The following is a 26,033-nucleotide window of genomic DNA, read 5'->3' as shown; positions in this document are numbered from 1 at the left end:
TTTGGTTGGGCATTACTAAAGGTGATACAAAGTGTCACAGCAACTTGGTTGTTGATCTTTTGTTGTAACTGTATGTTGTGTTTTTGTTATCTGGTTGCGAGTGAGAGTGGCGTGATTGAGTTCAGACATTTACGAAATTTTAGCGTCCTTGCTAAGGAGCAAAATTATCAAAAGGCTGCCAAACGGCTTAATCTCGCTCAGCCATCATTGACCAGAAGCATACAAAGACTGGAGAGTTTGCTCGGCACCGAGCTACTCAATCGCGGTCATCAATCGATGACACTGACGGCATCGGGCGAATTAGTGTTAAGTCATAGCGATACTATCTTGGACAGTGTCGATACTTTACGTAAAGAGCTGCATTGTTTACTTGGTAAAAGTAGCGGTCACTTATTAATTGGCGCCAGCCCAGTACCAGCTAATACCATTATTGGCCCAGCAATAGGGCGCTTTATTGAGCAGCACCCCGATGTGCATGTAGAGTTGAAGGTCGCGACATGGCAGCAGCATATACAGCAACTGCTTCAAGGTAAGTTGTCGTTATTGGTCACAGATATCAAAGGGGAGGCGTTAGGCCATGATGCATTACTGCAGACATTTAACTTACCGTCTTACCACGCGGTATTTTGTGTACGAAAAAACCATCCTTTGGCAGTGAAACCTGAACTGACTTTAGCAGACATACGTCATTATCCTTTGGCAATACCGCGGAATTTGCCTACTGGAGTGATGGAGTCTTTTGCTGATCTATTTTCGCCATACCGTGATGATTTTGCTGGCTTACTTCGTTATGACACCTTTCAACCCATAAGTGCTGCACTACAACATTCTCAAATGGTAGCGCTAGCGCCTCAAGTTAGCGTGATAGAGGGGCAAACCAAGCCATCACTGTGCGCCTTGAGCCCCATAGACATGCCCCCTTTGGATGTGTGTTTTAGTATTGTGATGCTGAAAAAGCAAAACTGCACAGTCACGAGTCGATTTGTGCATCAATTGCTTTCAAGTGTCGCAGAGTCATCAATATCGTGATGGTAGCGATGACTTGCAGTAGGCTTAGCGACTAGGGCAATAATGGGGCGAAATGCTGTGCTACAAGGCGGCATCGCTTTTGAGTTGTTTTATCAATCTACTCTTTATGTCTTAAGGAAGTGTTAAATGAGTATGGGGGCAATGCCCAAGCTATTTTGAGGGTTTTTCCCATTTTCTGGTCTTACCTGTGGGTAATTTGTCTAAATCTGCAGCGGTTAATAGGCTTGGTGTTAAGAAAGAGCGTGGCTCGGCCGACATAAACTATAATCGCTAAAGGGTGATCGTCTTTTATTCAAGTGTGTTGAGAGTCGATCAAGCTTACATTAGCCCAGCTAATTTACTCTAAGGATCTCTTCTCTATGCTCATTCGCCACAAATTGCTTGTTAGTGCCGCTGTATCTATTTGTTCGGTCATTGCGATGTTTGGTTTACAGCTTTATTCAGGCGATACGCTCGATGATCTTTCTCATGCTGCGCAGAGAGTGATTGAACTGGAAAAAGAAGTACTGAGTTTACGTAAAGATGAGAAAGATTTTTTTGTGCGTCTAGAGTTGAGCTATCTAGACCAACATAAAATCAATGCCAGCGAACTCGACAGCACCATGGCTGCGCTCAACGAGACGTTCGACCACTATGGTATCCCTTCCGCAACATTAGATGGTTTCAAACAAAGCGTAGAGCGTTACGAGAGCGTGTTTATTGATATTGTAAGCTTGCAGCAAAAGATAGGCTTACACCCCAAAGATGGCTTGTATGGCGCGCTGCGCAGGTCGGTACATGAAGTGGAATCAGTCGTTACGCAATATAATGAAGCCGAAATGATGGTGACCATGTTGCAGTTAAGGCGCAATGAAAAAGATTTTATGCTACGTCGAGACGTAAGTTACGTTGATAAATTCAATACTAACCTAGATAAATTAAAACAACAGGTCAGCGATTCTATGTTAGAGAGTCGTGTCCAGTCACAACTCATTGGATTTATTGATGGTTATCAAGCCAGTTTTAAGATGTTAGTCGATACTGAAACAGAACTGGGTTTGACCAAAAATGATGGCCAAATGGAGCTTTTAAGAGAGAGTATTGCTAAGGCTGAAGACGATTTAGTGATGTTAAAAAAACAGTCACTGACAGCGATTGATAGTGCAGAGACCAGGGCGACTACCATAGGCCTTGTAGTGTTTATTTTGATCTCCATCATTTTAGTCGCTTTCACCTTAGCAATTATACGCAGCATCATGGATCCCGTTAAAAAGATCAGCGATGCAATTTCGAAAATCGAAGAAACTAAAGATTTAACCTTACGCTGCGATACCACTGCAGATGATGAGATTAGTCAGATAGGTATTCATTTTAATAGCATGGTCGATTCACTGCAGCAGCTGATTAAGCAAGTGTTAGATTCTGTCGATATGGTTAATCGTTCGTGCAAAGAATTGTCTGAAAACTCCATTCGTGCATCAGAAGGGGTGAGTCGCCAACTGAATGAAACCGATATGGTTGCAACCGCAATCACCGAAATGGGCGCCACCATTGATGAGATCGCCAATAATACAGAGTTGGCCGCAGAGCGTGCCAGTAATACCCATAATAATGCGCAGCAGGGACAAGTGGGTGTGGTGCAGACAATCGAAAAAATTCAAGCATTGGCAGAGCAACTTAATAGCTCGGTGCAAGTGGTGGCTGATCTTGAAAAAGACAGCGAAACCATTGGCAGTGTGCTCGATGTGATCAGAGGTATTGCCGATCAAACTAACCTACTGGCGTTGAATGCAGCCATTGAGGCCGCTAGAGCCGGTGAGCAAGGCCGTGGTTTTGCAGTCGTAGCTGATGAGGTTAGAAGTTTAGCTATGCGCACCCAAGAGTCGACTGAGGAGATTTCTGGCATTATTGAAACCTTACAGTCGCGCACGCGCTCGATTGTAGAGTTAATGGAGTCGACCCAGAAGCAGGGCAGCGAAAGTGCGGCAGAGGCGGCAAACGCTGGTGCTTTGCTAGAACAAATTAATGCCGATGTAACCAATATTATGGATATGAGCACACAAATAGCGGCCGCTATCGAAGAGCAGAGCGCAGTGGCCTCAGAGGTGAATCAAAACGTGGTGATCATTCGCGATATTGCAGCCGACTCTGCAACGGCTGCGCAAGAAAATGCCAATGCTTCTGATGAAGTACGTGCGCGAACTGAAGCGCTACATCAGGCGGTAAGCTTATTTAAGATTTAATTTTTACCCTAGCAGCAAAACAACAGGGCCAGGGTGTTTCACCTTGGCCCTGTTGTTTTTAATCCTCTTAACAAGGATGAGTTAAATGTTGAGGGCGCAGATAGTTTGGTGGTGTAGATAGTTTAAGTGATGGTTTAGGTAGCTTAGGCGGTGGCTGAGATGTGAATCGCCACAAGTTTACATCACGACTCTTTCACCACTCAATTAATGATAGTTTTAAAATCTACAGATACAAAAAAGCCTCGCATTGCGAGGCTTTTTTGTTTAGTTGCCGCAGCACCTAATTAAATTTGGTGCCCGAACCCGGAATCGAACCAGGGACACGAGGATTTTCAATCCTCTGCTCTACCGACTGAGCTATTCGGGCGACGGGGTGCATTAAATAGCTTTTCGGGATTTGAGTCAACCCATTTATTAAAAATATGCTTCAAAAGCTTCCGTTTGAATAAGTTTTGCACGAAACGTGCTTTTTTATAGCAATAATCATTTTAAAGCCGTGTTTAGGTTAGTGTGATGTTTTGCGGGATGCTCCTATGGGGTAAACGATGAAGAGGTGTTCGGCCTATTAAATACGAGTACGGTATACAGCAAGGTGAATGCTTGTATGGTTAGTCGCAGATGTAAGTTAGAGAATCAACGTTGTCTCAGTGGATTGATGTGATTTCAGTGGCTTAGTATTGCGACTTAGATTGTCATTCAACATTGTTTTAGCAGGCGCGTAAGATAAGCGGAGATGTTGAATAGGAGGCTGCACTTAACGAGGTGCTCAGTCGGGACCATAGTACCAGTGAGTGAAGTTCACGGGCACAACGCTATGTTGTAAGTTGGTGGAGACACAGACAAGGCTGTGCGAGGTCGGGTAATCCTCCCATTTTTAACTGCAATTAAAAATAGAAGTTAGGCAGCCATCAGTGGTGGCCTGCCGTTATTAGCTTTATGTGGTCTTTCATGATTGTAAAACCATAACCACTTAGTTGCATAGTCCTGCACCTCTTTAATTGATTCGAACAGGTACTTGCTGAGCCAACTGTACCGAATTGTTTTGTTATGCCGTTCGATATAAGCGTTTTGTTGTGGATTACCTGGTTGAATATATTCAATTCGAATATTCTGGCATTTAGCCCACGTTGTAAACTCAGTACTGATAAACTCAGGGCCGTTGTCACAGCGAATAACTGTTGGCTTAGCTCGATACTCAAATACCTGCTCTAGCGCTCTAATAACCCTTACTGCAGGAAGTGAAAATCCTGGTTCAATCACTAAAGCTTCACGCCGATAATCATCTATGACATTAAATAATCGGTAATTTCGACCATCTGATAACTGGTCATGCATAAAGTCGACAGACCATACTTGGTTAGGCTTTATCGGCTCTTTTAGTGGTTCCGGTGCATTTCGTTTGAGTCGACGTCTTGGACGAATACGCAGGTTCAGCGCTAGCTCACAGTAAATTCGGTACACTCGCTTATGATTCCATGGCTTGCCTTTTACATTACGTAAATAATCGAAGCACAGACCGAAGCCCCAATCATTTTCATCTTCGGTCAGCTTAATTAGCCAATTTGAAATCTGTGTATTTTCCGCCGATAATTTTGCTTGATAACGAAAGCATGTCTCACTGATAAAGAAAGCCGAGCAGGCCTTACTAATACTGATGTTGTGGTTAGCCACCGCAAACTGAGCGAGTTCTCTTCGCTCACAGGGCTTTACCACTTTTTTGCCATAGCTTCCTGAATGATTTCAGCTTTAAGACGCTCTTCTGCGTACATTTTTTTGAGTCGCCTATTTTCATCTTCTAGCTCTTTCATCCGAGCCATGAGTGATGCATCCATTCCCCCATATTTAGCACGCCATTTATAAAACGTTGCACTGCTCATACCGTGCTCTCGGCAAAGCTCAGGTGCGGGCGTACCAGCTTCAGCTTGCTTCAAAATCGTCATAATTTGACTATCCGTGTACCGCGACTTTTTCATATAGAACCTCCTGCGTTTAACTTACGAGAAAACTCTACTTTTAACAGCTGTTATTTTTCGGGGGGATTACCGTCGCGCTGTCGTGATGTGCACAAGCTTTGGGGATAAAAATGAAAATAGAGGGAGTCAAGTCTGGGTATTAAGGCTGACATTAACCTGTTAGTCGTTAATATCAGCCTAAGTATTACAATTAATGCGTTATTTTACTAATGGATTGCTGGGAAAATTGCTCTGCATCACCAATAATACATGCTTTTTAAGTTGCTCTTGTCCAAGCTCTTCATACGCGGTGGCCATGATCTCTAAGGCTCGTTCGGTATGAGGCGTACCCGGATATGATTCCATTACCGTTTGCGCTCTCACCGCTGCAGCACTCCAAGCGTTCATCTTGATATAGTATTCGGCGACGGTAATTGAGTACTTTGCTAGACGATTTTTTAAAAATTGCATACGTTTTTGCGCATCTGCAGCGTATTTGCTGTTAGGATACGACTTTATCAAACGGTCAAAATCTTTAAAGGCATCTTGTGCCGCTTTTGGGTCTCTATCTGTCCTGTCAATATTCAACATGTCATGAAACATGTAATTATCTGACTGCATATTGACGAGTCCACGCATATAATAGACATAATCTATATCTTTATGGGTGGGGTTTAAGCGAATAAAGCGATCGATATTAGCGATACCTGAAGCAGGATCGTTAAGTTTGTAGTATGCGTAAATCAGGTCTAACTGTACTTGAGTTTTGTGTGGACCGAACGGATAACGAGAGTCCAACGCTTCCAATGAGCGCACAGCTTTACTGTAGTTTCCTAACTCCATTGACGTTCTAGCTTGTGAATAAAGCACTTCAGGGGATGATTTAGTGAGTTCGATATCATCTTCTGGACTACTACTGCAAGCCGCGAGGGCCAGTGATAACAAGGCGACAGCTGCGCCTTTGGCAAAATTATGCATACTTGAATTCGATTCTTTTTAAGTTGTAGTTAAGAATTTTTCCATTTCAGGATAAAATAGAAACAATCCGATTGTAACAGATAGCACATTATTTTGGACCCCAAAACGCGGGTACGGTTCCTATGACACAAGAGATTAATCTAAAAAGCGAGATAACAGCAACACAAACTGGTCAAAGATTGGATCAAACTTTGGCCGAAATGTTCCCTGATTATTCGCGTACACGCATTAAAGAGTGGATACAGGCAGGCGCTGTCTATGTCGACGGTGTAGTGCAAACTAAGCCACGAGAAAAAGTACTCGAAGGCCAAGAAATTGAAGTGCAAGCTACGTTGCACGAAGAAACGAAAGCTGAAGCACAAGCCATTGACTTAAACATTGTCTATGAAGATGACCATATTTTGGTTATCAATAAGCCTGCTGGCTTAGTGGTGCATCCAGGTGCAGGTAACAGTGACGGTACCTTGCTAAATGCGTTATTGCACTATTGCCCTGAAATCGAGTTGGTGCCAAGAGCGGGTATCGTGCATCGTCTCGATAAAGACACCACAGGATTAATGGTGGTGGCTAAGACGGTGGAAGCGCAAACTCATTTAGTGGTGGCATTGCAAGCACGTGAAATTGTGCGTGAATATGAAGCGATAGTACAGGGCACCCTTATTTCGGGTGGCACTGTGGATGAGCCTATCGATCGTCATCCGACTAAGCGTACTCATATGGCTGTGGTACATAATGGTAAGCCAGCGGTTACCCATTATCGTGTCGCAGAAAAGTTTCGAGCCCATACGCGCTTGAGATTGCGCCTTGAATCTGGTCGTACGCATCAGATCCGCGTGCATATGGCCCATATTGGTCACGTATTAGTGGGCGATCCGGTTTACGCTGGCCGTCCGCGTCCGCCTAAAGGGGTGACGCCTGAGTTTTTCGAGATCTACATGGGCTTTAAGCGCCAAGCGCTACATGCGATCAGACTTGAGCTAGCTCATCCATTCACGTGTGAAATCATGAGCTGGCAGGCGCCAGTGCCTGATGATATGGTGCAATTGACTCGAGCGTTGCGTGAAGATACCAAAGCGCATCCGACCGATTATTAATGCTACCATCAGACTGGCTTATACCTAAAGGGGTGAAGCTCGCCTTCACCCAAAGACAGGGTGGTGTAAGCCAGCCGCCTTTCGATAGTCTTAATCTCGGTACCCACGTGGGTGACTCGTTCACCGATGTTATGCAAAATCGCGCTATTATTAGAAGCTCGTTAGCACTGCCATGTGAGCCAGCTTGGTTAGAGCAGGTGCATGGTGTCAAAGTGGTCGATCTTGATAATGATCAACAACGAGTTGCCGACGGCAGTTTTTGCCAAAGTACTAATCATGTTTGTGTGGTGCTGACTGCAGATTGCCTTCCGGTGCTTATTTGCGATAAACAGGCTACGCAAGTGGCTGCTGTTCATGCCGGTTGGCGCGGCTTGTGCGATGGCATTATTGAAGCTGCGATAGCGCAATTTGATGCGCCTGCCGATCAGCTATTGGTTTACCTAGGGCCCTGTATTGGTGCTACAGCCTTTGAAGTGGGTGATGACGTCAGGCAGCAATTTATCGCTAAACATCCGCAAACAGCGTTGTTTTTTAGCCCTCATGGCCATAAGTATATGGGTGATCTACAAGGGATCGCACGCTATCGGATTGAGCAAGCGGGTGTTACACGCCTGTTTTGCTTATCTGATTGTACTTATACCTTGAAGCAACGTTATTTCTCCTATCGCCGCGAGTCTGTTACCGGACGAATGGCATCCTTAATTTGGTTAGAAAAGTAGCAGCTTTTTGGCCTTTTAACGCCTGCTGAAACTTGAATTAAGCAAAAATGCCCCCATCTTTAAATTAACAAAATACTGAAGGTTGACTTCATTCGTTAGTTTAGGAGGTTGTATGCGGCTTGATCGTATGACAAATAAATTTCAGATAGCCATCTCCGATGCTCAATCATTAGCGTTGGGGCGTGACCATCAGTTCATTGAACCCATTCATTTAATGATGGCATTGCTTAATCAAGATAGTGGCTCTATCCATCCTTTGCTGACTCAAGCTGGGATCTCAGTGAGTACACTTCGCTCATCATTAAACCAAGAGCTTGAGCGTTTACCTCAAGTTGAAGGTACTGGTGGAGACATTCAGTTATCGCAGGCGTTAATTCGCTTGTTAAACCTATGCGATAAATTAGCGCAAAAGCGCAATGATAAATTTATTTCAAGTGAACTCTTTGTGTTGGCTGCCATCGAAGGCAGTGATGCATTGGCACAGTGCCTTAAAAAGTCTGGTGCGACCAAAGAGTTGTTGGAGCAAACCATATTGCAAATTCGCTCTGGTAAAAATATTGATGATCCTAATGCGGAAGATCAGCGTCAGGCATTGAAAAAGTTCACTGTAGATTTAACTGAGCGCGCCGAGCAAGGTAAGCTCGATCCTGTTATTGGCCGTGATGATGAGATCCGTCGTACTATCCAAGTGCTGCAGCGTCGTAGCAAAAACAACCCAGTCTTGATTGGTGAGCCTGGTGTGGGTAAAACGGCGATTGTCGAAGGCTTGGCACAACGTATCATTAACGGTGAAGTGCCCGAAGGGATCAAAAATAAGCGGGTATTGTCGCTCGATATGGGCGCATTGATTGCGGGGGCTAAATATCGTGGTGAGTTTGAAGAGCGCTTAAAAGCGGTGCTTAACGAGCTGGCACAAGAAGAAGGCCAGGTTATTCTGTTTATCGATGAGTTGCACACCATGGTCGGCGCAGGTAAAGGCGATGGTGCCATGGATGCAGGTAACATGTTAAAACCTGCGTTAGCCCGCGGTGATTTACACTGCGTCGGTGCAACAACGTTAGATGAGTATCGTCAATATATTGAAAAAGATGCCGCGCTTGAGCGTCGTTTCCAAAAAGTGTTGGTCGATGAGCCTAGCGTGGAAGACACTATCGCGATTTTACGTGGACTCAAAGAGCGTTACGAGTTGCATCATCATGTTGAGATCACCGATCCAGCGATTGTGGCGGCGGCGAGCATGTCTCACCGTTATATCTCGGATCGTAAATTACCGGATAAGGCGATCGACTTAATTGATGAGGCGGCATCGAGTATTCGTATTCAGATAGACTCAAAACCTGAGCCGCTAGATAAACTTGAGCGCCGGGCGATTCAGCTTAAGCTTGAAGAGCAAGCGTTAAGTAAAGAAAACGATGAAGCGAGCTTACGTCGCCTAAGTACGCTGCGCAGTGAGCTACGAGAAGTCGAAGAGAAAGTTGCCGAGCTTACTGAGATTTGGCATACCGAGAAAGCAGCCTTGGCTGGTACTCAACATATTAAAGCCGAACTCGAACAGGCTAGAATGGATATGGAAGTGGCGCGTCGTGCGGGGGATTTAACCCGGATGTCAGAGCTACAATATGGCCGTATTCCTGAGCTTGAAAAGCAACTTGATTTAGCTTCTCAAGCTGAAATGCAAGATATGACCTTGTTGCGTAACAAAGTGACCGATATCGAGATCGCTGAGGTGCTCTCAAAGGCTACAGGTATTCCTGTGTCTAAGATGCTCGAAGGCGAGAAAGAGAAGCTCTTACAGATGGAAGATGCGTTGCATAAACGGGTAATTGGTCAAAATGAAGCCGTCAATGCCGTTGCTAATGCTATCCGTCGTAGCCGCGCAGGTCTTGCAGATCCTAACCGACCCATTGGTTCATTCTTATTCCTTGGACCAACGGGTGTGGGTAAGACAGAGCTGTGCAAATCGCTAGCGAAGTTTTTGTTTGATACCGAAGCGGCGATGGTGCGAATCGACATGTCGGAATTTATGGAGAAGCATTCAGTATCACGTTTAGTGGGTGCGCCTCCAGGATATGTGGGTTACGAAGAGGGTGGCTACTTAACCGAAGCGGTGAGACGTAAGCCTTACTCGGTTATCTTACTCGACGAGGTTGAGAAAGCGCATCCTGATGTATTCAACATCCTGTTACAGGTGCTTGATGATGGTCGTTTGACCGATGGACAAGGTCGTACGGTTGATTTCCGTAATACTGTGGTCATCATGACATCGAACTTAGGTTCAGACATTATTCAAGAGCGTTTTGGTGTGGCGACTTATGCCGAAATGAAAGCTGAAGTCATGAATGTCGTGACCCATAGCTTTAGGCCTGAGTTCCTTAACCGTATTGACGAGAGTGTCGTGTTCCATCCGTTAGAGTCAGAACACATTGCACATATTGCTAAGATTCAAATCGATAATCTTCGCGCTCGTCTTGCAGATAAGGACTTTGAATTAGAGATAAGTGATGACGCATTGGCGTTAATTGCTCAGGCTGGTTTCGATCCTGTTTATGGTGCACGCCCATTAAAACGTGCATTGCAGCAAGAGGTTGAAAACCCATTAGCGCAGCGTCTATTACGAGGTGAGTTAATCCCCGGTAAGCCAATCCATATTGGCAGCGCCGGTGGTGAGTTAACCTTTACTCAATAACGATGCGTAAGAGGTGTTAACCAATAGTCTGTACCATCGCTAAATTGACTTGTTAGCCTCTCCAACCAAAAAGCCCGAACTTATTATATTGAGTTCGGGCTTTTTTATTGGGTTAATCGTCCAGTAATTTGCCATCATTAACAAGGTAGCTATGATATGAAATATGACCCCATCAGGTAATGATTGAGTTGAGGGGGGGCTTTACCTAGTGACTTTGTAATCATAAAAAACATTAACTACTATTGCTAATAGTGTTTTGCCTTGTAGTTTCAATATCGACTTGTTGTTAATAGGTTTAATCGTGTTGTCACAGCTATAGTTACAGTTACTACGTGTTGAACGTCATCGCATTGGAGGAGTTCTGAATGAATGCCAAACTAGCCATATTGTCAGCAATAGCCCTTGCATTAACTGGGTGTAGCAGCTCATCGAGTACCGCGCCCGAATCGTTAACAAGTGCAACCTATATAGGTGTCGGTAATATCGAATACGATAGTTTATATCATTATGGTTACAATATAGGCTGTCGTAGCGCGGTAGCCGTGAAGGTTGACCCCACTAATAATGTGAACGTCGAATCAATGAAAGATCCCGTTCTTGATGGATTAACTGAATTTGATAAAGGTTGGCGCTCGGGCGTTAACGCTTGTGAGGATGGCATTAGTCGCTCTATGTATAGCGTTAAATCATCATAGATTGATGCTTAACCAACACTCACAATCGGTTTTGGGCTATAGGATAGGCCTTGCTTATGCGAATCAGGCTATTTGACACAAAATAGCCTGATTCTCTCTTGTTGTATTGAAATCGCTGCTTGCCTCTGCTCTTCGGTCATTTTTTCCATATCACCCGTTTGTTCATTTTTTTGTGTCAGTCTGGTGTGGGTATTGAGTAGGTTGAGTCGATGTTTAGCATTGCTACAAATCGCTTTTGCTTGTGCTTTATCTTGTAGCACTATTGCTTGTGTTGCAGTTTGCTCCGAGCTTTTAGTTGGCGCACTTGCCGCAGTCACTTTTGGCGCAATAAATCCCACTTTCTGTTGTTCTATCTCTTCGCTGTACAATGTTTCCGATGACTTTTCTGGCGGGACCTGTTGACTGTAATTAGTCACCCCATTCTCATCAACCCACTTATAAATGGTTGTCGCCAATACCGCAGGGCTCAAGGCTAGTGTAAGTAATAGTGCATAATACCGATTTTTAATCATCTTGCTGTCCATAATAAGATTAGCGAGTGTGGCTACCTGATTTTATATTCCTAACGAAATATGCGCTACCTGCTAGTTAAGCAGATTATCAACGTGAGGCAAAATTAGCTGCTATCGTGTCAAGATAACGCCGCCATCAAGGATATGCAAAACTTAAACAACATTACGTTAAACAGCAAATGTGACCGCTTCGTTGACGCAACCTATTCACTGGAAATGAACCAGTACTTAAAGTGTTTAGTAGGACCATGTTCAATAGAACAAATCCACTTCCCTTTTTCTGTGCTGTATGCAAAAGCCCCTAAGGGATGCCGAATAAGAGGGAGGGGAAGCTAACAGGGCGTTTGGCTTAGGCTTATTTTTGCATGTTAATGAAGATGGCGGTGGGCGAATCATACTAATGTGGAGTCGCATTGTAGAACTGCATTACGTTAAACTTATATCCCAATCATCGCTCTTAGTGCTTGTTATGTAGACGATAGGCATAATAAATTATGGCGCACCGATCATCTGTGCCCGTTAACCTATCGACTCGTTAAATAATCTTTGGCAAATTCTTACATATTTTCTGCAAAATGAATCAATCTGTGCCAGACTTATTTTCCCGCTCAACAATGCCTCGTTAAATAACGAACTATTTATCGCATGATAATTGAGCATTTTGAGTTGGGATGTGGCATTTATAGAGTGGTTTCATCGGTTTTTGTTCAAAAAATGGGCGGGCGTGATTTAATACGCAAAAAGCCCTTGCGCCCATCCGAGAACTGCCTATAATGCGCATCCACTGACACGGCACAGCAGGCCAACTACCTAGGTAGTACGGGACTTGCAGCGGTGTTAGCGAGTTGAACTCTTCGGAGATTAACTCAGGTGATAAGCACTTTTAAGGGCTTCGACTGATGGCTTCTGTTTAAGAAATCATCGTTTGGAAAGCTTCTTAAAATAAGCACTTGACGCCAACAACGGGACGTGTAAAATACGCATCCCTAAGCCAACGACCTAGCGTCAACGGCGGCTAAATGAAAGATTGATTCTCTCATGCTAGCAACGCTCTTTAACAAGATGAAACAAGAAATCTGTGTGGACACTCACAGGTGTTGAGTTAATCGAAATTGCCTAACCTTCGGGTTGGCAATCAAAGAATTAAATCAATGTAACGATGAGTGTTCATAGCAATATGTACAAACGTTTTTAAGATTCTTCCGAGTCTTTTAAACGGAATCAGAATTCATTGAGCCGAATCGCAAGATTCAACAAAACTTTAATTGAAGAGTTTGATCATGGCTCAGATTGAACGCTGGCGGCAGGCCTAACACATGCAAGTCGAGCGGTAACAGGAAGAAAGCTTGCTTTCTTTGCTGACGAGCGGCGGACGGGTGAGTAATGCCTAGGGAACTGCCCAGTCGAGGGGGATAACAGTTGGAAACGACTGCTAATACCGCATACGCCCTACGGGGGAAAAGAGGGGACCTTCGGGCCTTCTGCGATTGGATGTACCTAGGTGGGATTAGCTAGTTGGTGAGGTAATGGCTCACCAAGGCGACGATCCCTAGCTGTTCTGAGAGGATGATCAGCCACACTGGGACTGAGACACGGCCCAGACTCCTACGGGAGGCAGCAGTGGGGAATATTGCACAATGGGCGCAAGCCTGATGCAGCCATGCCGCGTGTGTGAAGAAGGCCTTCGGGTTGTAAAGCACTTTCAGCGAGGAGGAAAGCTTAAACGTTAATAGCGTTTAGGTGTGACGTTACTCGCAGAAGAAGGACCGGCTAACTTCGTGCCAGCAGCCGCGGTAATACGAGGGGTCCAAGCGTTAATCGGAATTACTGGGCGTAAAGCGTACGCAGGCGGTTTGTTAAGCGAGATGTGAAAGCCCCGGGCTCAACCTGGGAATTGCATTTCGAACTGGCAGACTAGAGTCTTGTAGAGGGGGGTAGAATTTCAGGTGTAGCGGTGAAATGCGTAGAGATCTGAAGGAATACCGGTGGCGAAGGCGGCCCCCTGGACAAAGACTGACGCTCAGGTACGAAAGCGTGGGGAGCAAACAGGATTAGATACCCTGGTAGTCCACGCCGTAAACGATGTCTACTCGGAATTTGGTGTCTTGAACACTGGGTTCCCAAGCTAACGCATTAAGTAGACCGCCTGGGGAGTACGGCCGCAAGGTTAAAACTCAAATGAATTGACGGGGGCCCGCACAAGCGGTGGAGCATGTGGTTTAATTCGATGCAACGCGAAGAACCTTACCTACTCTTGACATCCAGAGAATTCGCTAGAGATAGCTTAGTGCCTTCGGGAACTCTGAGACAGGTGCTGCATGGCTGTCGTCAGCTCGTGTTGTGAAATGTTGGGTTAAGTCCCGCAACGAGCGCAACCCTTATCCTTATTTGCCAGCACGTAATGGTGGGAACTTTAGGGAGACTGCCGGTGATAAACCGGAGGAAGGTGGGGACGACGTCAAGTCATCATGGCCCTTACGAGTAGGGCTACACACGTGCTACAATGGCAAGTACAGAGGGTTGCAAAGCCGCGAGGTGGAGCTAATCTCACAAAGCTTGTCGTAGTCCGGATTGGAGTCTGCAACTCGACTCCATGAAGTCGGAATCGCTAGTAATCGTGGATCAGAATGCCACGGTGAATACGTTCCCGGGCCTTGTACACACCGCCCGTCACACCATGGGAGTGGGCTGCACCAGAAGTAGATAGCTTAACCTTTCGGGGAGGGCGTTTACCACGGTGTGGTTCATGACTGGGGTGAAGTCGTAACAAGGTAGCCCTAGGGGAACCTGGGGCTGGATCACCTCCTTACCTATACGACTAACTCAATATTTGCTGAGTGTTCACACAGATAACTTGTTCTTGTTAGAGCAGGTGGCACGTCTTAACGGCGATGCTTGTTCTTTAAAAATTTGGAAAGCTGATAGTGTTAATGTGAAAGGGACTGTGATGACTTACTTGTAGGTTGTTATGGTTTGTAGCATTGACGCGAAAATTAAAATTGAGTTCTCAAACACTTAAATCAAGTGCCGAATCATTACCTTTAGTTAGGATGATGATTCATGAGTATTCTTTTGGCGAAAGTAAACACCATTAGTTGCGATACAACATCAAGCTTACCCGCTTGATAAAGTTTGTTTCCTTGTGAAACTCATTTGGGTTGTATGGTTAAGTGACTAAGCGTATACGGTGGATGCCTTGGCAGTCAGAGGCGATGAAGGACGTAGTAACTTGCGAAAAGCGTTGGCGAGCTAGTAACAAGCATTTGAGCTAACGATGTCCGAATGGGGAAACCCACATGCATAAGCATGTATCACAACATGAATACATAGTGTTGTGAGGCGAACCCGGGGAACTGAAACATCTAAGTACCCGGAGGAAAAGAAATCAACCGAGATTCCCCTAGTAGCGGCGAGCGAACGGGGATTAGCCCTTAAGCGTAGAGAGTGTTAGTGGAATGTGTTGGAAAGCACAGCGGCACAGGGTGATAGCCCCGTACATGAAAACTAACTTTACGTGAAAACGAGTAGGACGGGACACGTGACATCTTGTCTGAACATGGGGGGACCATCCTCCAAGGCTAAATACTCCTGACTGACCGATAGTGAACCAGTACCGTGAGGGAAAGGCGAAAAGAACCCCTGTGAGGGGAGTGAAATAGAACCTGAAACCGTATACGTACAAGCAGTGGGAGCGGTTCTTGAGACCGTGACTGCGTACCTTTTGTATAATGGGTCAGCGACTTACATTTTGTAGCGAGGTTAAGCGAATAGCGGAGCCGTAGGGAAACCGAGTGTTAACTGCGCGTTTAGTTGCAAGGTGTAGACCCGAAACCCGGTGATCTAGCCATGGGCAGGTTGAAGGTTGAGTAACATCAACTGGAGGACCGAACACACGTATGTTGAAAAATGCGGTGATGACTTGTGGCTGGGGGTGAAAGGCCAATCAAACCGGGAGATATCTGGTTCTCCTCGAAAGCTATTTAGGTAGCGCCTCGAGCGAATACCATTGGGGGTAGAGCACTGTTAAGGCTAGGGGGTCATCCCGACTTACCAACCCTTTGCAAACTCCGAATACCAATGAGTACTACTCGGGAGACACACGGCGGGTGCTAACGTCCGTCGTGAAAAGGGAAACAACCCAGACCATCAGCTAAGGTCCCAAAGTTATTGCTAAGTGGGAAACGATGTGGGAAGGCTTAGACAGCTAGGATGTTGGCTTAGAAGCAGCCATCATTTAAAGAAAGCGTAATAGCTCACTAGTCGAGTCGGCCTGCGCGGAAGATTTAACGGGGCTAAGCAATACACCGAAGCTATGGGTACTAGCGCTTGCGCTAGTGCGGTAGAGGAGCGTTCTGTAAGCCGTTGAAGGTGAAGGGGTAACCCACGCTGGAGGTATCAGAAGTGCGAATGCTGACATGAGTAACGATAAAGGGGGTGAAAAACCCCCTCGCCGAAAGACCAAGGGTTCCTGTCCAATGTTAATCAGGGCAGGGTGAGTCGACCCCTAAGGCGAGGCCGAAAGGCGTAGTCGATGGGAAACAGGTTAATATTCCTGTACTTCTGCTAACTGCGATGGAGAGACGGAGAAGGCTAGGCTAGCGCGGCGTTGGTTGTCCGCGTTTAAGGCTGTAGGTGGTGCACTTAGGCAAATCCGGGTGCACATACACTGAGAGTTGACGACGAGGTTCTACGGAACTGAAGTAGTTGATGCCATGCTTCCAGGAAAATCTTCTAAGCTTCAGGTTAGCAGGAATCGTACCCCAAACCGACACAGGTGGTTGGGTAGAGAATACCAAGGCGCTTGAGAGAACTCGGCTGAAGGAACTAGGCAAAATGGTACCGTAACTTCGGGAGAAGGTACGCTCCTGTTGGTGATGAGACTTGCTCTCTAAGCTGACGGGAGTCGCAGATACCAGGTGGCTGCAACTGTTTATCAAAAACACAGCACTGTGCAAACTCGCAAGAGGAAGTATACGGTGTGACGCCTGCCCGGTGCCGGAAGGTTAATTGATTGGGTTATCTTCGGAGAAGCTCATGATCGAAGCCCCGGTAAACGGCGGCCGTAACTATAACGGTCCTAAGGTAGCGAAATTCCTTGTCGGGTAAGTTCCGACCTGCACGAATGGCGTAATGATGGCCACGCTGTCTCCAGCCGAGACTCAGTGAAGTTGAAATTGCGGTGAAGATGCCGTATACCCGCGGCTAGACGGAAAGACCCCGTGAACCTTTACTATAGCTTGGCACTGAACATTGACCCTACATGTGTAGGATAGGTGGGAGACTTTGAAGCAGGAACGCCAGTTCTTGTGGAGTCAACCTTGAAATACCACCCTTGTAGTGTTGATGTTCTAACTCTGGCCCCTGAATCGGGGTTGAGGACAGTGCCTGGTGGGTAGTTTGACTGGGGCGGTCTCCTCCCAAAGAGTAACGGAGGAGCACGAAGGTTGGCTAAGTACGGTCGGACATCGTACGGTTAGTGCAATGGCATAAGCCAGCTTAACTGCGAGACATACACGTCGAGCAGGTGCGAAAGCAGGTCATAGTGATCCGGTGGTTCTGAATGGAAGGGCCATCGCTCAACGGATAAAAGGTACTCCGGGGATAACAGGCTGATACCGCCCAAGAGTTCATATCGACGGCGGTGTTTGGCACCTCGATGTCGGCTCATCACATCCTGGGGCTGAAGTCGGTCCCAAGGGTATGGCTGTTCGCCATTTAAAGTGGTACGCGAGCTGGGTTCAGAACGTCGTGAGACAGTTCGGTCCCTATCTGCCGTGGGCGTTGGATGATTGAAGGGAGCTGCTCCTAGTACGAGAGGACCGGAGTGGACGAACCGCTGGTGTTCGGGTTGTCATGCCAATGGCATTGCCCGGTAGCTACGTTCGGAATCGATAACCGCTGAAAGCATCTAAGCGGGAAGCGAGCCCTAAGATGAGTCATCCCTAGGACTTTAAGTCCTCTAAAGGGCCGTAGGAGACTACTACGTTGATAGGCAAGGTGTGTAAGCGTTGTGAGGCGTTGAGCTAACTTGTACTAATGACCCGTGAGGCTTAACCATACAACCCAAAAGGGTTTCTAACTAAGTGAATACTTAGCGAAAGAATACCGACACTTGATTTAGTGTACTCAAATTTAAAACAGCTTTCTAAATTTCCAAATTTGTCTGGAAACCATAGCATTGTGGTACCACCTGATCCCATCCCGAACTCAGAAGTGAAACGCAATCGCGCCGATGGTAGTGTGGGGTCTCCCCATGTGAGAGTAGGTCATTTCCAGGCGCCTAATACGATAAAGCCCGTTGCTAATGCAACGGGCTTTTTTCGTTTTAGCCTGGAGATAACCACTCGAACATGGGGAAGTAAATAGTCCGAACGTAGTGAGGCTCAAACCCATGTAGAGTAGGGTGAAGCGTCTGCGCTTATCAAGTGTAGCTTGATGCTGGAGCTGAACGCGGAGAGCTAGCTCCAAGCTGACCATTTCCAGGCGCCTAATACTTCTCGTAAGAGAATCGATAAATCCCCAGCACTTTGTGTTGGGGATTTTTTCGTTTAATCGCTATTGAAATGACCACTCGAACATGGGCGTTAAGTAGCGCATGCAAAGCATGCTGCAATTCATATGATAGGCAGTGAATAGCTGCTGCATTCTCTACATCCACGTAGGGCATAGAAAGTCCAATATCTGTAGATATTGGACTACATGGCACTATAAAGAGAGAAGTTTTTCTATGATAGGGCTATTAGCGGCGGGGAAGTCATATTCTGTTAATGTATTGAACTCTGCCCATGTGACTGCTTGGCCTTCAAGGCCGCGAGGCTCTCCTGAGAAGGTTTTGTAACCCTCCCTGCAACTCTCTGATTAGTGCTTGTGAGGTGGTTTCGTTATTTTCAACCTTACCACAGGGAAACTCCCATTTTCCGCCCTGATGTAGATGCTCTGGGCGTTTGGCCAGCAGTATTTGGTTAGCGGCATTAATGACAACACCTACGGCGACATGTACGCGTTTCATTGGTTAGTTGTCCTTGAAAAAGATCTGCTTCATCATACCCGAGTGCATCTAAGGAGTCGGCATCGAATTCTGGTTTAACCGGAATGGCATGTTTCTCTGATGCCCAGTCGCCTAGATCGATTAGCTTGCAGCGTTCGCTGCATGTTGTTGCTTAATTGCTCTTGGTCTTGAGCCTTTTAGTGCCCAAACTCGAGTCGTCGTGTTTTGCTGGTCAAATCTGGCCTCATCTTGGAACACACATCGATCCGAATAAGCGGTAAATGGCCAGGGGGTGTTAAGGATCGTTTCCATGAGAAAGGTTTTTAAAAAGTCGTTGAGCCTCTTCATTTTTTTAGGATGTTTAGAGCGGCTTGTTATCCACGAAAAGGCTAATTGATGAAGCAGTCTATAGACATTTATGCCCTCATATTCAACACCAAATTGAGTGTGTATAAACTCACCAACGTCTTTTGCTTAATGTTGTCCGCCATAAGTAGAAGCACTTCTTTCCTTTACAAAACCTTCGACCATGTCTAGTTGTTGTGGCGTTCTGTGCCGTCAACTATAGGGTTTTGATTACACTCAGCGATTCTTTGGAGAAAAGGCTCATGTAACGTGTGGTTTGAAAAGTCGCAAAACTGAAAATAACGCATTGTTGATATTATTTTTTGCATTGAAAAATGCACCAATACTTATGATATTAAGCTTCTTGCATGAAAAACCCGCAGTTAAGTGGTTTTGGTATAAAAAGTCCTTTACCTTTGGCAGGTGTTTTTGCATAATGCCCCACGTCAACAGGGGTGTAGTTCCAATTGGTAGAACAGCGGTCTCCAAAACCGATGGTTGCGGGTTCGAGTCCTGCCACCCCTGCCAAATTAAAGAAGCCGTTCAGAAATGAACGGCTTTTTGCTTTTCTGCTTTTATTAAACGTGGATGTCGATTGACACGTTTACTGCGTTAATACCTGTCACAGTGTTTGCCATCTTCCTCGTGTTTAACAACTTGCTTTAGTTACTCCTGTGACATTCTAACTGTGTAACTGGTATTCTTGGGTCGTATTTGGATTGGTTGGAGTGAACTTGAATAGAGACGATTATTTGGACGCGATGGGGGTAACCCGTTGGACCGATGCTAATAATGTATTGCCTACGGCTATTATTCTGCTAGATCATGGTGCGCAATTCGATCTCAGTCATCCGATCATCCAAATTGTGCTTAGGCTTGTCGATGTAGAACCCGCACAAGTTCAACTAAGCACTAAATTACAACAAAATATTCTTTGGGATATGCGTAAGTTAAAGCTGCCTAAAGTGAACTCTGTTATCAGCTCTGCCCCTTTGAATGAGCTTGAGCGTGACGTTCAGGCTAAGCGGGCGCTTTGGCAATCGATATGCGAGCAACAGCATGCATTATAAGTTAAGGGCTTTATCGCTGGCAGATGCGGCCAACGTTGCTGAAATAGAGCAACGTTGTCATCCATTTCCTATGTCTATAGCAACGCTTGAGAGTTGCTTTGGGCGTTTCTATCATGTGATTGGTCTTGAGATTGATGACGACCTCGTAGGATTTGCCATTTTGCACTTGTTATTTGAGGACGCCACCTTGATGGATATCTGCGTGTCACCAGAAAATCAAGGCAAAGGACTTGGTAGAGTGTTATTAGATGCTGTAGTCGATTTAGCGGCCTCTGGTGGTGCAGAGCGGATAATGTTAGAGGTCAGGGCATCGAGCTCTGCGGTAATCTGTTTGTATGAAATGGCGGGTTTTGTTCGTACTGGTTTACGGGTTAACTATTATCAACATGAGCTAGGCAAGGAAGATGCGGTGTTGATGGAGCGATTATTATAGGCTTGCTTGCAACAAATATTGTGATAAAAATAGCGCCTTGCGGCGCTATTTTTAGATTAAAACTTGTTGTGGTTAAAAGAAGCGCTTATTTAACTTCTTTGCCTTGCGCTTGCAGATCGGCATGGTAACTAGAGCGAACCATTGGGCCACATGCTGCATGGGTAAAGCCTATCTTTTCGGCAAACTCTCTTAGTTCGTCAAACTCCGCAGGCGGAACATAACGTTCTACAGGTAGGTGAAACTTAGATGGCTGAAGATATTGCCCTAGCGTGAGCATCTCGACGTTATGAGCGCGCAGATCTTGCAATACATCAGCGATCTCTTCGTTGGTTTCACCAAGTCCCATCATCAATCCAGACTTCGTTGGTATTGATGGATGACGCTCTTTAAATTTCTTCAGCAGATCCAGTGACCATTGATAGTTGGCGCCAGGACGGGCCTTACGATAGTGCTTAGGCGCCGTTTCTAAGTTGTGGTTAAACACATCAGGTGGCTCAGTGGCTAATATGTCCAGCGCCGCATCAATACGGCCTCTGAAGTCAGGCACGAGAATCTCAATTTTGATCTCTGGATTTAATATCCGAATTTCACGAATGCAGTCGGCAAAATGTTGTGCTCCACCGTCCCTAAGATCGTCACGATCCACAGAGGTGATCACCACATATTTAAGCTTCATATCGCGAATCGTTTGTGCAAGCTTTATGGGCTCTTCAGCATCAGGCTTTAGTGGTCGGCCATGGGCTACGTCACAAAATGGACAGCGGCGAGTACAAATAGCACCTAAAATCATGAAGGTCGCAGTGCCATGGTTAAAGCACTCCGCTAAGTTAGGGCAGGATGCTTCTTCGCAGACAGAGTGCAAACCGTTTTTACGCAGTGCTTGCTTGATGTCGATAATACGCTGATTAGAAGCGGGTAATTTTACCCTTAACCAATCGGGTTTACGTAACATTGTTTCGCGCTCTGAAGGCACGATCTTAACAGGAATGCGTGAGACCTTATCGGCGTCACGTAACTTAACTCCCGGTTGTAGTCTTTCAGGCCTATTCATATGACTTTGCTAACCCTTGATGATGTTCTAAATGATGATAGCCCAGTGTTTGGCTAAAGGTTTGGATAAGTTTTTCACCAGCTTCTATAACAGTTTGAGGTCCGTTTAACGGTTTGCATTGCGCCATCTCTAAACCGGCATACCCACAGGGGTTGATGCGTTGAAATGGGGACATATCCATATCGACATTAAGTGCAAGGCCATGAAACGAGCATCCTTTGCGGATACGTAATCCGAGAGAGGCAATTTTACGCTCATCGACATAGACACCTGGCGCATCGGCTTTAGGATACGCCTTGATATCATACATCGCCAGCATACTGACGATGCTTTGCTCTATATCGGTCACCAGTTGGCGCACCCCAATTTTGAGACGCTTGATATCCAGTAAAGGGTACGCTACCAGTTGTCCAGGCCCGTGGTAGGTCACTTGACCACCTCTGTCGACTTGAATAACGGGGATGTCACCAGGGTTAAGTATGTGCTCGCTCTTACCGGCTTGACCTTGGGTAAAAACGGCAGGGTGCTCTACTATCCATAGTTCATCTTGGCTGTGTTCATCGCGAGTATCGGTATAATGCTGCATGGCATGCCATACCGATTCGTAATCTTGACGACCAAGATGACGAATGTGTAAAACCTTATCCTTCAAGGGCAACCTCTCCCCTTAGCATTTTGTGCGCTTATTATACGCGCGAAATTAAGAAATGTAATATAGATCACACTTCTTCTTGTATGGCGCTGGATTAGAGTACGCGCTTAACACCATCAATTGCGGCTAATTCAACGTAAAGCGTCTCGATTTGCTCTTTACTGTTAACCGTCACTTTGATGGTGATGGAGTTATAAGTGCCCTTGCTCGATGCTCTAGTGGTCGGAATATAATCACCAGGCACATGGCGTTGCACTACTGCAACCACATCATCGGCCAGTGTGTCTCTTGCATCACCGACAACTTTAAATGGAAATGCTGCTGGGAACTCCATGAGCTCGTGAAACTTAGTGTCTAACATTGGTTTTAATCTCTTGCCAAAATAGATGAGGTAATAAATGGGGCGCATTATACCTAATTCAACCCCAGTAAGGTAAAACAAAAAGGCCACCCAGAGGTGACCTTAGTTTCGTACAATTAAGTTAGTTGAACCAGCTGGCAAACATCTGCTTGAAATAGTCCATTAACTTACTGAACCAGCTGCCTTCTTTAACTTCTTGTAAGGTGACCAGCGGGAATTGGGCGACATCTTTACCATCAAGCTGGAAATAGAGCCGTCCGACAACTTCACCTTTGGCGAGTGGCGCTGTCAGCTCTTTATTGAGCTCAAAGTTAGCTTGGAGGTTTTTTGCTTGGCCACGGTAGATGGTAATTGGGGTGTCTGTAGTCACGCCCAAATCAACGGCTTCTCTGTCACCGTACCAAATTTGTTGGGTCACAAAACTGTCACCAGCTTGGTATGGGGTAATTGTTTCGAAGAAACGGAAGCCATAATTAAGTAGCTTTTTGCTTTCAGCTTTACGTGCTGACTCGCTAGCGGTGCCCATGACAACTGAAATAAGACGCATACCGTCTTTAGTTGCTGAAGTGACAAGGTTGTAGCCTGCGCCTGAAGTATGGCCAGTTTTGATGCCATCGACATTTAAGCTTTTGTCCCACAACAATCCGTTACGGTTGTATTGTTTTATGCCATTGTAGGTAAATGATTTTTCTGAGTAAACGCGGTACTCTTCTGGTACATCACGGATAAGTGCTGCGCCAAGAATCGCCATATCATAAGCGGTCGTTTTATGATTTTCAGAGTCGAGACCGTGGGAGTTTTCAAAGTAACTGTCGGTCATGCCGAGCTGCTTGGCCCATGAATTCATCAGGTCGACAAAGCCATCTTCTGTACCAGCAATATGTTCAGCCATCGCAACGCAAGCATCGTTACCCGATTGAATAATGATCCCGCGATTAAGATCGTCTACAGACACCTGTTTACCCACCTCGATAAACATCTTTGACGAATCGGGAAAGTTTTTAGACCACGCTTTTTTACTAATAGTGACCTGATCGTCGGGTGAGATGTTGCCCACTTTGATCTCATGACCGATGACGTAACTGGTCATCATTTTGGTCAAGCTGGCTGGATTTAAGCTTTCATAGGCATTTTCTTCAGCAATGATTTGACCAGAATGGTAATCCATTAAAATATAGGCTTTAGCAGCGACCTTAGGCGCATCAGGTGTCACCACTGGTGCGGCGCTGGCTGTGGTAAAGGAGAGTGAGGTCAAAAGGAACAGTGATTTTGCGTATTGATTGATCAATTTCATATTAAAAAGGCACGTCTTTTAGTTGAATGCGAAAAGAAAGCTGCTATCTGCTCGAGTATAACATTAGTCGACCGTGTAAATCAGTGAAGGTTCATTAATCTTCATTCAATTGAGTCGATTATTCACCTACTCTGTAACGACATAGCTTTGAGGAAAACCGTTTTGCTGCAGGGTTTGATGTAACTCTGTGGCTATTTGTTGGCGGCCAATGGGGCCTAGTTGAAGTTTATACAAGTTACCCGCTTGCAAAATACGCGTCTTTACCTGGTATTGGTTGGCTAACTGGTTTCCAAGCTGAGTGATGCGTTGTTTGTCTGAAGACGCTACCACTTGCACGTAATGTAAATCGGTATTTTTTAGTTCGGCAAGGGCGGTTGATTCTGGGCTCTCGATATAAATCACTTCTACATTAACCCTGGCCGTACCGGTTTTAAGCATATCGAGTCGATGAGCGGCGGCGTAAGATAAATCAATCAAACGCTCATCATGGAACGGACCGCGATCGTTAACCCGAACAACAACGCTCTTGTTGTTGGCTAAGTTAGTGATTTTAGCGTAACTGGGTATAGGCAAGGTTTTGTGAGCCGCCGACATCGAATACATATCATAGGTTTCACCATTAGAGGTGAGGTGGCCATGAAACTTAGCACCATACCATGACGCTATGCCTGCTTGTTGGTAGCCTTTCCCCGTATCGAGTACGCGATAGGTTTTGCCGCGTACCGTATAACTCTTACTGTTCCCACCCCGGCTGTAGGGTTCAAATTTAGGATGTGCATCTTCGACCTTAGTGACATCTGGGGTGTTGTTAGGCGCCGCATCATCGTTCATTTTATAGCGCCGATCGCTGCTTGATGAACATGCTGTCAGCAGTAAAATCAATGCAATTATGCTGGCATGATACAGCTGGCGACTATTGTGATAAAAGCGGTAATTATTTCGCATAAGCGTCTTTAAGTTGTTGGCTGAATTGATACACAGCCATGGCGTACAAGGGGCTACGATTATAACGGGTGATCACATAAAAATTGTGCAATCCTAACCAATAATCGGTTTGCTCGGCTTGCTCCAGTTCTACTATCATCGCCGGTTGGCTGATATCTAAATCGGTATTTTGCCCCAGTGCTATCTGTGGCGAGAGTATATCGGCCACTCGATAATGCAACTTTTCACCTTGCCACACATTTAAATGTTCTGGCAGCGCATGATTGGTCAATGGCAATGCCACAGGGTCACCTTTACGCCAATGATGTTGATGAAAGTAGTTGGCAACACTGCCAATGGCGTCGATGGGATTGCCAATTAAGTCACGCTGGCCATCATTATCAAAATCCACTGCGTAATGGCGATAGCTAGAGGGAATAAATTGACCAAACCCCATTGCGCCTGCATACGAGCCCTTTAGGTTGGCAATATCCAGCTGCTCCTCTTTGGCGAGCATTTGCAGATTAGCCAGTTCTTTACTAAAGAAGCTCGCTCTTGGAGTGTAGTGAAAGCCTAAAGTGTAAAGAGCATCAACTACAGGGTAATTACCTAAGTAGCCCCCGTAAAAGGTTTCGATACCGATAATGGCCACAATGATCTCGGGCTCAACCTGAAACTCATTGGCCGCCTTGGTTATGGTGTCGGCATAACGCTGCCAAAATTCAAGGCCCTTTGCTAGGCGTTGTTCGGTCAGGAAGATAGGCTGATAAAGGTGCCAGGGCTTGGCTTCCCATGGGGTGGTGATTGCATCAATCACTTTTTGGTTATAATTAGCCTTGGCAAGAAACTGCTCAATCTCTTGCTGGGTAAAGCCTGCATCGAGTTGTGTTTGAATAAAAGCTTGCTTAGCGGTGCGAATATCACCATCGGCTGCTACCACAGTTGCAGCATGGGTCGTTGGCGAGTCAAGGCCCAGTGTGAGGGCTGCCATAATGGCAATGAGGGGCAATCTTAGCTTCACTCTGTGC

The 26,033-nt window shown here is 45.8% G+C and carries 17 protein-coding genes, 2 tRNA genes, 3 rRNA genes and 3 pseudogenes; 12 read left to right on the top strand and 13 right to left on the bottom strand.

The window, feature by feature from the left end:
• Positions 1-111: 111 nt before the first annotated feature.
• Together AC5YBX_RS13240 and AC5YBX_RS13235 are read left to right on the top strand one after the other, a co-directional pair.
• Positions 112-1,029, top strand: a complete 918-nt coding sequence (locus tag AC5YBX_RS13240; RefSeq protein ID WP_494521117.1) for a LysR family transcriptional regulator — start codon at positions 112-114, stop codon at positions 1,027-1,029.
• 359 nt (positions 1,030-1,388) lie between these two features.
• Entirely contained in the window at positions 1,389-3,251 is a 1,863-nt protein-coding gene (locus AC5YBX_RS13235; RefSeq protein WP_494521118.1) for a methyl-accepting chemotaxis protein, read from the top strand.
• A 291-nt stretch (positions 3,252-3,542) separates the two neighbouring features.
• Here the strand turns inward: AC5YBX_RS13235 and AC5YBX_RS13230 are convergent.
• From AC5YBX_RS13230 to AC5YBX_RS13220, 3 genes are all read right to left on the bottom strand, one after another.
• Positions 3,543-3,618: transfer RNA gene (locus AC5YBX_RS13230), tRNA-Phe, on the bottom strand.
• A gap of 530 nt (positions 3,619-4,148) precedes the next feature.
• Positions 4,149-5,224, bottom strand: a protein-coding gene (locus tag AC5YBX_RS13225) for an IS3 family transposase (RefSeq protein ID WP_494523787.1) whose coding sequence is annotated in 2 segments (ribosomal slippage) — positions 4,149-4,972 and positions 4,972-5,224 — 1,077 coding nt in all. Because the reading frame shifts where the segments join, the coding sequence is not laid out codon by codon here.
• A 198-nt stretch (positions 5,225-5,422) separates the two neighbouring features.
• Positions 5,423-6,181, bottom strand: a complete 759-nt coding sequence (locus AC5YBX_RS13220; RefSeq protein WP_494521119.1) for an outer membrane protein assembly factor BamD — start codon at positions 6,179-6,181, stop codon at positions 5,423-5,425.
• A gap of 122 nt (positions 6,182-6,303) precedes the next feature.
• On the opposite strand from AC5YBX_RS13220, the gene rluD reads away from it, so the two are divergent.
• The 4 genes from rluD (at position 6,304) to AC5YBX_RS13200 (ending at position 11,375) form a co-directional block, all read left to right on the top strand.
• Positions 6,304-7,275: a 23S rRNA pseudouridine(1911/1915/1917) synthase RluD gene (gene rluD, locus AC5YBX_RS13215; protein ID WP_494523810.1), complete on the top strand. Its 972-nt coding sequence runs from the start codon at positions 6,304-6,306 to the stop codon at positions 7,273-7,275.
• A complete protein-coding gene (gene pgeF, locus AC5YBX_RS13210; protein WP_494521120.1) occupies positions 7,275-7,994 on the top strand; it encodes a peptidoglycan editing factor PgeF in 720 nt (239 codons plus the stop codon). The genes rluD and pgeF overlap by 1 nt, the downstream gene beginning before the upstream one ends.
• Positions 7,995-8,106: 112 nt before the next feature.
• Positions 8,107-10,680, top strand: a complete 2,574-nt coding sequence (gene clpB, locus AC5YBX_RS13205) for an ATP-dependent chaperone ClpB (protein ID WP_494521121.1) — start codon at positions 8,107-8,109, stop codon at positions 10,678-10,680.
• Between the two features lie 365 nt (positions 10,681-11,045).
• On the top strand, positions 11,046-11,375 hold the full coding sequence (locus AC5YBX_RS13200) for a hypothetical protein (RefSeq protein WP_494523809.1): 330 nt from the start codon (positions 11,046-11,048) through the stop codon (positions 11,373-11,375).
• Positions 11,376-11,443: 68 nt separating this feature from the next.
• On the opposite strand, the gene AC5YBX_RS13195 is transcribed toward AC5YBX_RS13200, so the two are convergent.
• Positions 11,444-11,887, bottom strand: coding sequence for a DUF4124 domain-containing protein (locus AC5YBX_RS13195; protein WP_494521123.1), 444 nt, complete (start codon positions 11,885-11,887; stop codon positions 11,444-11,446).
• A gap of 1,262 nt (positions 11,888-13,149) precedes the next feature.
• Between AC5YBX_RS13195 and AC5YBX_RS13190 the strand changes: the two genes are divergently transcribed.
• From AC5YBX_RS13190 to rrf, 3 genes are all read left to right on the top strand, one after another.
• Positions 13,150-14,696 (top strand): 16S ribosomal RNA (locus tag AC5YBX_RS13190).
• Between the two features lie 355 nt (positions 14,697-15,051).
• Positions 15,052-17,945: ribosomal RNA gene (locus AC5YBX_RS13185) — 23S ribosomal RNA — on the top strand.
• 104 nt (positions 17,946-18,049) lie between these two features.
• Positions 18,050-18,165, top strand: a 5S ribosomal RNA gene (rrf, locus tag AC5YBX_RS13180).
• The 16S, 23S and 5S rRNA genes sit together here, the layout of an rRNA operon.
• A gap of 427 nt (positions 18,166-18,592) precedes the next feature.
• Here rrf and AC5YBX_RS13175 read toward each other — a convergent pair.
• The 3 pseudogenes from AC5YBX_RS13175 to AC5YBX_RS13165 form a co-directional block, all read right to left on the bottom strand.
• Positions 18,593-18,896, bottom strand: a pseudogene (locus AC5YBX_RS13175) (NUDIX domain-containing protein).
• A pseudogene (gene yacG / locus AC5YBX_RS13170) lies at positions 18,859-19,038 on the bottom strand (DNA gyrase inhibitor YacG); the annotation flags it as partial. The pseudogenes AC5YBX_RS13175 and yacG, both read right to left, overlap by 38 nt.
• Positions 19,026-19,403: pseudogene (locus AC5YBX_RS13165) on the bottom strand (winged helix-turn-helix domain-containing protein); the annotation flags it as partial. The pseudogenes yacG and AC5YBX_RS13165, both read right to left, overlap by 13 nt.
• Positions 19,404-19,671: 268 nt before the next feature.
• Here AC5YBX_RS13165 and AC5YBX_RS13160 point away from each other — a divergent pair.
• The 3 genes from AC5YBX_RS13160 to rimI all read left to right on the top strand — a co-directional run bounded on the left by AC5YBX_RS13160 (position 19,672) and on the right by rimI (position 20,723).
• A tRNA-Trp gene (locus tag AC5YBX_RS13160) sits at positions 19,672-19,748 on the top strand.
• A gap of 200 nt (positions 19,749-19,948) precedes the next feature.
• Positions 19,949-20,290 (top strand): DNA polymerase III subunit psi, encoded by a 342-nt coding sequence (locus AC5YBX_RS13155; RefSeq protein ID WP_494521138.1) that lies wholly within the window; start codon positions 19,949-19,951, stop codon positions 20,288-20,290.
• Entirely contained in the window at positions 20,280-20,723 is a 444-nt protein-coding gene (gene rimI / locus AC5YBX_RS13150; protein ID WP_494523808.1) for a ribosomal protein S18-alanine N-acetyltransferase, read from the top strand. The genes AC5YBX_RS13155 and rimI overlap by 11 nt, the downstream gene beginning before the upstream one ends.
• A gap of 85 nt (positions 20,724-20,808) precedes the next feature.
• On the opposite strand, the gene lipA is transcribed toward rimI, so the two are convergent.
• The 6 genes from lipA to mltB form a co-directional block, all read right to left on the bottom strand.
• The gene (gene lipA, locus AC5YBX_RS13145) at positions 20,809-21,774 is read right to left on the bottom strand and encodes a lipoyl synthase (protein ID WP_494523807.1); all 966 of its coding nucleotides are present in this window, start codon (positions 21,772-21,774) and stop codon (positions 20,809-20,811) included.
• Positions 21,767-22,426, bottom strand: coding sequence for a lipoyl(octanoyl) transferase LipB (gene lipB / locus AC5YBX_RS13140; protein ID WP_494523806.1), 660 nt, complete (start codon positions 22,424-22,426; stop codon positions 21,767-21,769). The genes lipA and lipB overlap by 8 nt, the downstream gene beginning before the upstream one ends.
• Before the next feature lie 94 nt (positions 22,427-22,520).
• The gene (gene ybeD, locus AC5YBX_RS13135) at positions 22,521-22,787 is read right to left on the bottom strand and encodes a DUF493 family protein YbeD (RefSeq protein ID WP_475514608.1); all 267 of its coding nucleotides are present in this window, start codon (positions 22,785-22,787) and stop codon (positions 22,521-22,523) included.
• A gap of 121 nt (positions 22,788-22,908) precedes the next feature.
• Positions 22,909-24,081, bottom strand: a complete 1,173-nt coding sequence (locus AC5YBX_RS13130) for a serine hydrolase (RefSeq protein ID WP_494523805.1) — start codon at positions 24,079-24,081, stop codon at positions 22,909-22,911.
• 126 nt (positions 24,082-24,207) lie between these two features.
• Positions 24,208-25,026 carry a septal ring lytic transglycosylase RlpA family protein gene (locus AC5YBX_RS13125; protein WP_494521143.1) on the bottom strand — a complete coding sequence of 273 codons (819 nt, stop codon included), beginning with the start codon at positions 25,024-25,026 and terminating at the stop codon, positions 24,208-24,210.
• Complete coding sequence (gene mltB, locus AC5YBX_RS13120) at positions 25,016-25,996, bottom strand: lytic murein transglycosylase B (RefSeq protein WP_494521593.1); 981 nt, start codon at positions 25,994-25,996, stop codon at positions 25,016-25,018. The genes AC5YBX_RS13125 and mltB overlap by 11 nt, the downstream gene beginning before the upstream one ends.
• Positions 25,997-26,033: the final 37 nt, after the last annotated feature.

The sequence above is a fragment of the Shewanella sp. 492 genome (assembly GCF_059338445.1).
Note: the sequence above shows the minus strand (reverse complement) of the source record. Positions and strands in the feature narration are given on the sequence as shown.

What these genes read in the sequence shown, in the direction of transcription:
- lipA (WP_494523807.1), bottom strand. Translation starts at nt 21,774, where the DNA reads ATGAATAGGCCTGAAAGACTACAACCGGGAGTTAAGTTACGTGACGCC.
- ybeD (WP_475514608.1), bottom strand. Translation starts at nt 22,787, where the DNA reads ATGTTAGACACTAAGTTTCACGAGCTCATGGAGTTCCCAGCAGCATTT.
- mltB (WP_494521593.1), bottom strand. Translation starts at nt 25,996, where the DNA reads ATGGCAGCCCTCACACTGGGCCTTGACTCGCCAACGACCCATGCTGCA.
- AC5YBX_RS13200 (WP_494523809.1), top strand. Translation starts at nt 11,046, where the DNA reads ATGAATGCCAAACTAGCCATATTGTCAGCAATAGCCCTTGCATTAACT.
- AC5YBX_RS13130 (WP_494523805.1), bottom strand. Translation starts at nt 24,081, where the DNA reads ATGAAATTGATCAATCAATACGCAAAATCACTGTTCCTTTTGACCTCA.
- clpB (WP_494521121.1), top strand. Translation starts at nt 8,107, where the DNA reads ATGCGGCTTGATCGTATGACAAATAAATTTCAGATAGCCATCTCCGAT.
- rimI (WP_494523808.1), top strand. Translation starts at nt 20,280, where the DNA reads ATGCATTATAAGTTAAGGGCTTTATCGCTGGCAGATGCGGCCAACGTT.
- pgeF (WP_494521120.1), top strand. Translation starts at nt 7,275, where the DNA reads ATGCTACCATCAGACTGGCTTATACCTAAAGGGGTGAAGCTCGCCTTC.
- AC5YBX_RS13235 (WP_494521118.1), top strand. Translation starts at nt 1,389, where the DNA reads ATGCTCATTCGCCACAAATTGCTTGTTAGTGCCGCTGTATCTATTTGT.
- AC5YBX_RS13195 (WP_494521123.1), bottom strand. Translation starts at nt 11,887, where the DNA reads ATGATTAAAAATCGGTATTATGCACTATTACTTACACTAGCCTTGAGC.
- rluD (WP_494523810.1), top strand. Translation starts at nt 6,304, where the DNA reads ATGACACAAGAGATTAATCTAAAAAGCGAGATAACAGCAACACAAACT.
- AC5YBX_RS13220 (WP_494521119.1), bottom strand. Translation starts at nt 6,181, where the DNA reads ATGCATAATTTTGCCAAAGGCGCAGCTGTCGCCTTGTTATCACTGGCC.
- AC5YBX_RS13125 (WP_494521143.1), bottom strand. Translation starts at nt 25,026, where the DNA reads ATGCGAAATAATTACCGCTTTTATCACAATAGTCGCCAGCTGTATCAT.